The sequence below is a fragment of the Protofrankia sp. CiP1_Cm_nod1 genome, from assembly GCF_920888515.1.
In the GTDB taxonomy this organism is placed as follows: Bacteria; Actinomycetota; Actinomycetes; order Frankiales; family Frankiaceae; genus Protofrankia.
The window spans coordinates 20,142-29,258 of record NZ_CAKKTM010000212.1 but is presented as its reverse complement, the minus strand read 5'-3'; the positions used below and the strand labels follow the sequence as shown (position 1 = coordinate 29,258).

The 9,117-nt window shown below is 73.0% G+C and carries 6 protein-coding genes and 1 pseudogene; all 7 read right to left on the bottom strand.

The window, feature by feature from the left end; genetic code table 11:
• Positions 1-1,238: pseudogene (locus NBX02_RS09875) on the bottom strand (RND transporter); the annotation flags it as partial.
• Positions 1,235-2,530 (bottom strand): MlaD family protein, encoded by a 1,296-nt coding sequence (locus NBX02_RS09870; protein WP_250291046.1) that lies wholly within the window; start codon positions 2,528-2,530, stop codon positions 1,235-1,237. The pseudogene NBX02_RS09875 and the gene NBX02_RS09870, both read right to left, overlap by 4 nt.
• Before the next feature lie 9 nt (positions 2,531-2,539).
• Positions 2,540-3,799: an MlaD family protein gene (locus NBX02_RS09865; RefSeq protein ID WP_250291044.1), complete on the bottom strand. Its 1,260-nt coding sequence runs from the start codon at positions 3,797-3,799 to the stop codon at positions 2,540-2,542.
• Positions 3,796-5,121, bottom strand: a complete 1,326-nt coding sequence (locus NBX02_RS09860) for an MlaD family protein (protein ID WP_250291043.1) — start codon at positions 5,119-5,121, stop codon at positions 3,796-3,798. Before NBX02_RS09860 ends, NBX02_RS09865 begins: the two co-directional genes overlap by 4 nt.
• A gap of 9 nt (positions 5,122-5,130) precedes the next feature.
• Positions 5,131-6,420 (bottom strand): MlaD family protein, encoded by a 1,290-nt coding sequence (locus NBX02_RS09855; RefSeq protein WP_250291041.1) that lies wholly within the window; start codon positions 6,418-6,420, stop codon positions 5,131-5,133.
• Positions 6,420-7,892, bottom strand: a complete 1,473-nt coding sequence (locus NBX02_RS09850; RefSeq protein WP_250291038.1) for an MlaD family protein — start codon at positions 7,890-7,892, stop codon at positions 6,420-6,422. The genes NBX02_RS09855 and NBX02_RS09850 overlap by 1 nt, the downstream gene beginning before the upstream one ends.
• Positions 7,889-9,115, bottom strand: coding sequence for an MlaD family protein (locus NBX02_RS09845; RefSeq protein ID WP_250283929.1), 1,227 nt, complete (start codon positions 9,113-9,115; stop codon positions 7,889-7,891). Before NBX02_RS09845 ends, NBX02_RS09850 begins: the two co-directional genes overlap by 4 nt.
• Between the last annotated feature and the right edge of the window lie 2 nt (positions 9,116-9,117).

The window sequence follows — 9,117 nt, the reverse complement described above, 5'->3', positions numbered from 1 at the left end:
GGCCCGGCGGACACGGGCTCGGCGGGCGTGGGCCCGCCCGGCGTGGGCCCGGAACCCGCCGGCCCGGCGGGCACGGCCGGCAGGAGCGCGCCGAGACCGGCAGAGACGAGCACACCGATCGACAGCGTCAGGCCGAGATCGCGCACGAACGGCAGCGGTGAGAGGAGCAACGTCGCGAAACTCGCCGCGGTGGCGGCGGCGACGGTCAGCACGACCCGGCGCCGGGCGTTGCGGGTGAAGTAGGTCGGGTAGTAGCTGCCGATCCCGAGCAGCACCGGCAGGAAGGCCACCACGCCCAGGGACAGCGGCCTGCCCGCCCAGCCCAGGATCGCCAGCGTCAGGCCGATCGCGACCAGCGTCGAGGCCAGTGGGAGCAGGCGCCGGCGCCGGCGGGTCCACGGCACGAACAGGAAGCAGGCACCGATCAGGACGACGGCGATGCCGCCGAGGCGCGGGGCCTCGGAGCGGACCTGGTCGCTGACACCGGCCGCGAGCACCGGCACCCCGGACACCGTCACCCGCACACCGTCGAAGCCCGCGCCGCGCACGGTGTCGCGCACCCGGCCGACCAGGCGCTGCGCGGCGCCGGCGTCGATGCCCTGGCGCGGGCGGACGAGCACCGCCACCGCGTTCTGCGAGGGCACCACGAACCGCCACTGGGGCCGTGGCGCCTGGCCCTGGGCGAAGACCACCGACTGGACGAACCGGGTGTTGCCCAGCGTCGGCAGCCCGGCGGGCAGCCCCTGCACGACCAGCGGGCCGTAGCGCTGGTCGAACTGCGCGGCCGCGCGGTCACCGGCCTCGCGGGCCTTCTGCTCGGTCGCGCCGGCATCGCGCGCCGTGACCTCGGCGGTGGCCCGCACCGCGTCCCGGCGGCCGGCGAGCTCGGCGAGGAAGTCCTGCGTCTGCCCGGCGATCTGGTTCAGCGTCGTGGCGGGCCCGTAGACCGCGGCGACGTCGCCGAGCCCGGTCAGCTGCCCTTCCAGGCGCAGCAGGCGGTGCAGATGGTCGCTGTCGAGCAGCAGCCGCGGCTGCGTGCTCTCCAGCAGGATCACGACCGGGTCGCCGCCGAACGAGGAGGCCAGCTCGTCGAGCTGCTCCACGGTGCGGTCATGGGCCGGCAGGAACGAGCCGATCCCGGTCTCGACCCGGCTTCTCGCCAGGCCGCCGGCGATGAAGCCGGCGGCCAGCAGAGCGAGCAGGACAGTGAGGAGGGCGGGTAATCGCCTCCTGATCATCGCGGGTCCGGCTGCACACGCGGATACGGGTCGTTGCGCGGACCGGGGCTGGTGGACGCTCCCGCCGGCGGGAACGGGTTGGACTTGTTCAGCGGGCCGATGTTGGTGTTCAGCGGCAGGCCCTTGACCGACTGCTCGTTGAGGCCCAGGAAGATCCGCAGCGCCCGGCCGTTGGCGTCACCGGTGGCCGCCGACTGGCCGAAGTTGGTGAAGAACGCCACGATGTCGCGGCCGTAGGGGCGCAGGTAGGCCAGCATCGGGTTGACGTCGGCCAGGTCCGCCCGCAGGCTCGGGATGAGCGCCGTGAGGTCGTCGGCGACGGGGGGCACCCGGGTGAGGGTGTCCGGCGCGGCGACCAGCACACCGTCCAGGGAGGGCAGCAGCCCGCGCAGGTCCGCCGAGGTCTGCGGGAGCTCGGTCAGCGCGGCCGAGAGGTCCGGTGCGGCGTCCTGGAGGTTCTTCGCGACCGGGGACAGCGCCGTGGCGATGTCGCGCAGCCCGGTGGTGGCGTTCCTGGTGGTGTCCAGCACGCCGGGCAGCTTACGCACGATCTCCGCCACCGGCGCGCGGTTGTCCGCGGTGGCCTGGGCGAGCAGGTCCGCGTCCTCGACTAGCTGGCCGATCTGCCCCTGGCGGGTGTTGAGCGCGGCGAGCAGGGTGGCCGTCGAGCTGGTCACCTGCTCCAGGTCCTTCGACTGCGCGGCCAGGGCGTCGAGCGCGGTCTTGCCCTCGCGGCCGAGGTCGCCGAGGCCCTGCAGCGCCTGGGAGATGTTCTGCCTGCTGTCCTCGGTGGCCGCACCCAGCGACCGCACGCCGCTCGCGAGCGAGGCGCGGGTGTCCGCGTCCAGGCTCGCCAGCACGTCGTCGAGCTCGGTGGCGGGCCGGCCCGCGCCGTCGGGCAGCCGGGCGCCGCTGGGCAGCGCCGGCCCGTCGCCGTCCGCGATCTCCAGGAAGGTCTCGTTGACGAGGGTCTTCTCCCGCACCTGCACGACGGCGCCCTGGTGCAGGGGGTACGCGGAGTTCAGCTGTACCACGACGTCGGCGGTGTTGCCGTCGACGGAGAGCCTGTCCACCTTGCCGGCCTTGACCCCGGCCACCATCACGTCGGAGTCGTTGACGAGGTTGGACACCCTGGTCATGTGCAGCCCGACCTGATACCCCGAATCGGAGATCAGCGGCAGCTTGCCGCCGGAGTTCACCCAGAGGTAGCCGAACGTCAGCGCGCAGAAGGTCATGAACACCAGCAGGAACGCCAGCCGGACGACCGGCATCACGGCGTGGGGGATCCGCATCGCGACCGTCTACCTCACCGTCGGAGTGGACAGGGACTTCAGGCCGGTGACCGGCAGCGAGCTGGGGGTGACCTCGACCAGGGCGCGCAGGATCCCGCCGTTGGCGTCCGCCAGGCTTGTCATCGACCGGGTGTTGAGGATGAAGCCGCCGAGGTCGGGCAGGTACGACACGAGCGTGGCGGTGACCGGGTCCAGCCGCCCGGTGCTTGCCGTCAGATCTGGTAGCGCCGCGTTCAGCTGCCCGACGTAGGGCCGCAGGTCCTTGACCACCGGGTCGGCCTTCCGCACGACCGGGCCGAGCTGGTCGAGGGTCTTGTCCAGCTGCCGCAGCGTGCCGTCGAGCCTGGTCAGCGAGCCGGGCAGGGACGACGAGGCGCCCTTGAGGCTGTCCAGCGCCGGGTCCAGCTGGCCGCTGAGCTCCTGCACCGCCTCGGTGGCCAGTCTGAGCTGGTTGGTCAGGTCGGGCAGCTGGGCGAGCGCGGAGTCGGCCGCCGAGCTGTGCTCCCCCACCGCGCCCAGCGTCGTCTGCAGCGAGTCGGCGAGCGTGCGCAGCCGGCCGTCGTCACCGCCGATGGCCGTGGAGATCTGGCTGAGCGCGGTGACCAGCCGCTGGATGGTATCCCGGCGGGTCTGCAGCGAGGCGAGCACCGGCTGGAGGCGGGTCACCACCGTGTCGGTGGCGGTCAGGCCCTCCGGGAGATCCTGCGGCGCGGAGGCCAGCGCCGCGTCGGACTCCTCCAGCAGGGCGGTCAGCGCGGAGCGGGCGTTGTCGTCGAGGTGGCCGAGCACCTCGTCGATCTGGACCGGCCGCTGCGAGCTCGCCAGCAGCAGCGTGCCGCCCGCGGGCAGCCGCCTGCCCTGCTGCGCGGAGCCGGGGCTCAGCTCGACGTACATCTCGTTGAGCGGGCTCTTCGGCCGCAGGACGACGTGGGCGTTGTCGTAGACCCGGTACTTCGGGTCGATGGCGAGCTCGAGCCGGGCGTGCCCGGCGTTGTCGACGTCCGCGCCCACGATCTCGCCGGCCGCCACCCCGGCGATGCGCACCTCCTGGCCGTGGCCGGGGCTGACCCCGGGGGTGCCGGCAAAGGTCGCGTAGAAGGTGAACTTGTTGTCCCAGGGCACGCTGAGCCGCTGGTTGCTCAGGATGATGCTGCCGGAGATCCCGGCCAGCGTGATGAGCCCCACCAGCGCCAGCACGTTGCGCCTGAGACCGGGCTCGCTCCCGATCCGCCCCCAGATCCGCCGGAGGCGCTGTACACCGCTGCTCATCGCGGCTGGGCTCCCTTCTGCAGCGCGGCCCCGCTCTGGTTGGACAGCCCGACGAGCAGCTGCTCGAGGCTGATCGGCAGACCGCCGACCGAGCCCGCCCCGACACCGGGCTGCAGGGCGATCAGGGCCCCGTTGCGGTCGGAGAGCACCGAGGTGCGGGCGAGCGTGGTGGCCATGTATGCCAGCTCCTGGTAGATGGGCTTGTCCGAACTGGCCGCCGCGTACGGCCCGGTGCCGTGGTACGGCGCGAGCACGAACTGCTTGACCGGCCCGTCGATCCGGTCGAGCACGGGGCCGCTGAGGTCGTCGAGGGCGGTGGTGGCCTGCCGGCCGGCCGGCACCAGGTCCTGCACGAGCGGGCGGGCGTCGACCAGGACGCCGCGCAGCTGGTTGACCACCGGCCGTGCCTCGGCCAGCACGGGGTCCGCGGTCGCCAGCACGGTGTCCAGCCTGCGCACCACCGGCTGCGCCGGCCCGGAGGTGTCGCGCAGCTTCTCCAGCGTCGTCTTCAGCCGGGCCAGGCCCGCGTCGGTGGCGTCCAGGGTGGACGGCAGGCGGGACACCGCGGTGGCGATGTCGCTCGTGCGCCGGGAGAGCACCGAGGTGGTGGTGCCCAGGTCCGTGACGATGGCGTCGAGCTGGCCCTGCTTGTCGATGAGCTCGCGCGCGGTGGCCTCCAGGCTGGTCACCAGCTGGGGCAGGTCGGTGTCGGGGTTGCCGCCCAGCGCCGCGCCGGCCACCGCCGCGGCCGGGTCCAGGGTGTCCGGCGCGTGGGCCACGAGCTGGTCGACCGCCTCGCGCCCGCCGTTGCCCAGCGTCTTGTCGAGGCTGCTGGTCGACTTGCGCAGGCCCTCGAGCGCGGACGGCTGCAGCGCGGCGGCGACCTTGTCCAGCTCCACCGGCAGCTTGGTGCGCTCCACCGGGATGGAGCCGGTGAACGTGCCGGGCCGGCCACCGGGGACCAGGTCGATGAAGTAGTTGCCGCCGAGCAGGGTGGTCGGGCGGATCACCGCGCTCGGCTCGGTCCCGAGCTTGGCGCGGATGTCCCCGTCCACCTTCACCGTGACCCGCGCGTCGCCGTTGTCGGTCTCCCGGACGCCGGTGACCACGCCGACCGGTACGAACGCCACCTTGACCTGGCTGCGGTAGGGCGCCAGCCGGTTGTCGGCGGCGAAGCTGATGTCGAGGCTGTCCCCGGACCGCAGGGTGACGAGGATGCGGTTCTTGTTGAACAACGCCAGGCCGGCCAGCAGCGAGACGATGATGAACAGCACCCCGAGCCGCAGCGGCGTCACACGTGGGCGTCTTGTGATCGCGGCCATGTCAGCCCCTCACCTCCGGTTCCCGAGCAGCGACGTGCTCTTGTCACGGGCGGCCTGTCCGGGGGCCGGGTAGGCGTTGCGGTTGGTGACCGGATCCCGCAGCGGCAGGATGCCGCTGACCGTCTCGGTGCCGATGACCGGGTAGATCCGCAGCCAGTGCCCCGCGGCGTCCCCGTCGGAGAGCGCGTCCGTCATGTAGCTGAAGAACAGCGACACCTCCGGCGCGTACGGCGCGGCGGCCGCCAGCGGCTGCCGGGCGTCGCCCAGTGCCTGGACCAGCTTCGGGGCCAGCGGTTTCGCGTCGCTGAGGACCTTCGTCAGCTGGGGCACCACCGGGTCGGCCTGGCCCGCCACGCCGGGGACCTTCTCCAGCGGGGGCACGCCCTCGCGCAGCACGCCCCGGACGTCCTCGGTGGCGTTGCCGAGCGCGACGGCGCCCGGCCGCAGGCTGGTCACCGCCTGGCCGGTCCGGGCCAGCGGTGCGCGCAGCTGGTCGAGCGCGCCCCGGGCGTCGGCCAGCGTCTGCGGGGCCTTGTCCAGGGTGGCGCCGAGCGGGGCCTGGTTGTCGACGTCGAGCGCCTGCAGGGTCGTGTTGACCCGGTCGACCAGTTCGGCCAGCTGCTGCTGGTGCCCCTCGAAGGACCGGGACAGGCTGTCGGCGGCGCGCAGCAGTTCGGTGAGGTCCGCGCCGTTGTCCACCGACAGCGCCCGGGAGACCGTGGCGAGGTCGGGCAGCTCCTGCGGCAGCGCGCCGGCGACGTCCTTGAAGTCCTGGGCGTGGCCGCCCGCTCCCCCGCCGGCCTCGCGCAGCGTCGAGCCCAGGGCGTCGCGGGTGGGCTGGTCGAGCACCCGCAGCACGTCGGAGAGCTCCTGGGCGTCCCCGGTCTTCGAGGCCGGGATGATCTCGTTGCGGCCCAGTTCCCCGGTGCCCGGCGTGCCCGGCCGGAAGTCCACGTACTTCTGCCCCAGGGCGGAGCGCGCGGCCACCGTGGCGGTCAGCGCCGACGCGTCGCGGTAGATCCTGCGCCCCTTGTTGAACCCGAGGGTGACCAGCGGTCTGCCGTCGACGATGCGGACATCCCTGACCTGCCCGGCCCGGACGCCGGCGATGCGGACGTCGTCGCCGGTGCGCAGCGAGCCGACCTCGTCGAAGGCCGCCTTCACGGTGCGCCCCCTCGTACCGGGCAGTCCGCTGCTGGCGGTGAGCGCGACGTAGATGGAAAGCGCGAACGCCACCACCAGTCCGGCGCCGATCAGGAGCGGGCGCTGGCGTGCCCAGCCCGCCGTCCCGCCTGCCATCAGCTGCCTCCGAGCAGGAAGCCGAGCATGCCACTCTCCTGTTGCTGGTTGAGGCCGGTGACACCGCCGTCCGCGGTCGGAGCGGGGGCGAGCAGGCCGCTGAGGATGCCGGTGACACCGCCCGTCCCCCCCGCCGGGCCGCCGCCCGGCTGCTGGGGCCCGGTCACCGCCGGGTCGAGCGGCTGGCCACTGGGATTCTTGGTCAGGGGCAGCGGTGAGCCGCCGACGCCGAGGTTGGAACCGAGCCCGGGAACCAGGCCGGTGAGGATGTCCGGGGTGACCACGACCATCCCGCGGAAGTAGTGCGACAGCCCGTCCGAGCCGTTGGTGGCCAGCGCCCAGTACTTGATGAAGTTGAAGACGTTGACGATGTTGTCGCTGAGCTCGCCGACGAGCGGCTTGAGCGAGGACGCGGCCGCCACCGTGTCCGGCCCGCTGGGGCGCAGTGTGCTGACCACCGGCCTGGCCTCGTCGAGCAGCGACTGTGCCTTCGCCAGCACCGGGTCCAGGCTCGCCAGCGCGGGGTCGGCCGTGGCGGCGAACCGGTCGAGCTCGGCGCTTATCCGGGTGATGTTGTCGGTGGTGGGACGGATCGCCTGCAGGGTCGGTACGGCGGCTGTCGCCGTCGAGGTCAGCTCGGCGAGCGTGGCCCGCGCGCTGGCGAGGGTGTCCGGCAGCTCCGCGAGGGTCCGCTCGAGCACCTGCTGCCTGGCCGCCGTGGTGCCCAGCAGCCGCTGGGTGGAGCCGACCAGGTCGTCGAGGGTCCTGCCGCCGTCGCGCGCGAGCGCGTCCGCGACCGGCTCGACGTTGTCCACCAGGTTGTTCAGCAGGGTGTTCTGCTCGTCGAGCACCTTCGCCAGGGAGCCGGTGTCGCGCATCGCCGGCGCGAGCGCCCGGACGGCGTCGTCGATGTTGCCGCCGTTGCCCTGCAGGCCCTCGCCGAGCACGGTCACCAGCGCGGCCAGGGACTCGCCGGTCGGCTCGTCGATGGTGTTGAGCACCTCGTCGAGGTCGGTGTTCCGCCCGGTCTGCGTGGCCGGGATCACACCTCCGCGCGGCAGCGCGGGCGCGGCCGGACTGCCCTGGTCGAGTTCCAGGAAGCGCTCGCCGAGCAGGCTGAGCGGACGCACGGTCAGCCGGGCGTCGGTGTGCAGCGGCATCGCGGCCGGGTCGAGCTCCATCGTCACGTCCGCGTGGCCGTCCGGGTCCACCCGCATGCCCGCGATCCGGCCGACCTTGACGCCTTTCAGCTTGACCTCGTTGCCCGTCAGCAGCGGGCTGGCGTCGTTGAACCTCGCGTGCACCACCCAGCTGGACGGGCTGCCGTTCGCCACCAGCCCGGTGGTCGTGGCGGCGGTGGCCAGCAGCGTCACCAGCGCGACCCCGACCAGCCGCGGCAGCGGCCCGCGGCTGCGGCTGCGGCTGGGCGCCAGGTTCCTTCTTCTCGGGCTCGTCCTTCTCGGGTTCGTCATCGAGCGCTGCTCCCGAAGGCGTCGGTCCAGGGCTGGTTGCCGATGGCGCCGGGCAACGGGTAGGGGTCGTTGCGCAGACCAGGCACGAGCACGCCCGGGTTGTTGTCGAGGCTGGCGACGCTGGCCTGGATGTGGCCTCGCGCGTAGTGGCCGTTGGCGTCGTAGTTGGCGAAGGACGACCCCCACTGGCTGAGGAAGGACACCGCCTCCGGTGTGTACGGGCGCAGGAAGGCGAACGCCGGCTGCAGGTAGTCCGTCGCGGCGGTGACCCCGGGCACGGCGGCGTGCGCCTGGTCGAGCAGCCCGGGTGTGATGTCCAGCAGCTCGTCCGCAGCCACCAGGGTCGGGCGCAGGTCGGCGATGACCGGGCGCAGGTCCGCGAGCAGCGGCCGGAGGTTGCGCGACACCGGCGGCAGCTTCTCGGTCGCGGGACGCAGGTCGTTCAGCAGCGGCACGGCCTTGTCCGCGACCCCGGGTACCACGGCCAGCGTGCTGTTCGCCTGGTCCAGCGTGCCGGGCAGTTTCTGCAACGACGTCGACAGCTGCTGGCGCTGCCCGGCCACCACCGAGGTCAGGTGCGTCAGGTCGTTGATGACGCCGCGCAGGTTGTCGTCGCGGGCCGCGAGCGTGCCGGTCAGCTGGTTCAGGGTGACGACCAGGTTCTTGATCGCCGGGCCGTCGGTGCCGATCCCCTTGAGCACCTGGCCCACGGCGGACAGCGCGGGGCCGGCCGACCGCACGGTGGCCTGGACGTCCTGCTCGTTGCCGCGCAGTGTGCCGTCGAGCTCGCGTACCAGCGACGACAGGTGGGCGCGGGTCTCAGGATCGAGCGCGTTGAGGATCTGGTCCAGCTCCATCGGCTGGTCCATCGTCCCCTCGAGCATCCCCCCGGACGGGATCCGCGGGCTGCCCGACGGCCCGTCGTGGACCTCCACCAGCCGCTCCCCCAGCAGCGCCTTCCATGCGACGGAGACGGTCGCGCCGGAGTGCAGCGGCGCATGGCCGGAGTCGAGGGTGAGCTCGAGGTACGCCTTGCCGTCCTTGACCTTGATATCGGAGACGGAGCCGGCCTCGAAGCCGTTCACCATCACCGAGCCGCCCTTGACAATGTTGGTCGCCGACCCCAGCAGCACCCCGACCCGGTAGTCGTTGCCGAACAGCGTCCAGCCGCTCGCGACCACCACGGCCACGGCGGCCAGCGCGACCAGCCCGATCCTTCTCATCC

Bases quoted from the DNA above. Each gene is read 5' to 3' on its own strand.
- NBX02_RS09845 (WP_250283929.1), bottom strand. From the start codon at position 9,115: ATGAGAAGGATCGGGCTGGTCGCGCTGGCCGCCGTGGCCGTGGTGGTC.
- NBX02_RS09855 (WP_250291041.1), bottom strand. From the start codon at position 6,420: ATGGCAGGCGGGACGGCGGGCTGGGCACGCCAGCGCCCGCTCCTGATC.
- NBX02_RS09865 (WP_250291044.1), bottom strand. From the start codon at position 3,799: ATGAGCAGCGGTGTACAGCGCCTCCGGCGGATCTGGGGGCGGATCGGG.
- NBX02_RS09860 (WP_250291043.1), bottom strand. From the start codon at position 5,121: ATGGCCGCGATCACAAGACGCCCACGTGTGACGCCGCTGCGGCTCGGG.
- NBX02_RS09850 (WP_250291038.1), bottom strand. From the start codon at position 7,892: ATGACGAACCCGAGAAGGACGAGCCCGAGAAGAAGGAACCTGGCGCCC.
- NBX02_RS09870 (WP_250291046.1), bottom strand. From the start codon at position 2,530: ATGCGGATCCCCCACGCCGTGATGCCGGTCGTCCGGCTGGCGTTCCTG.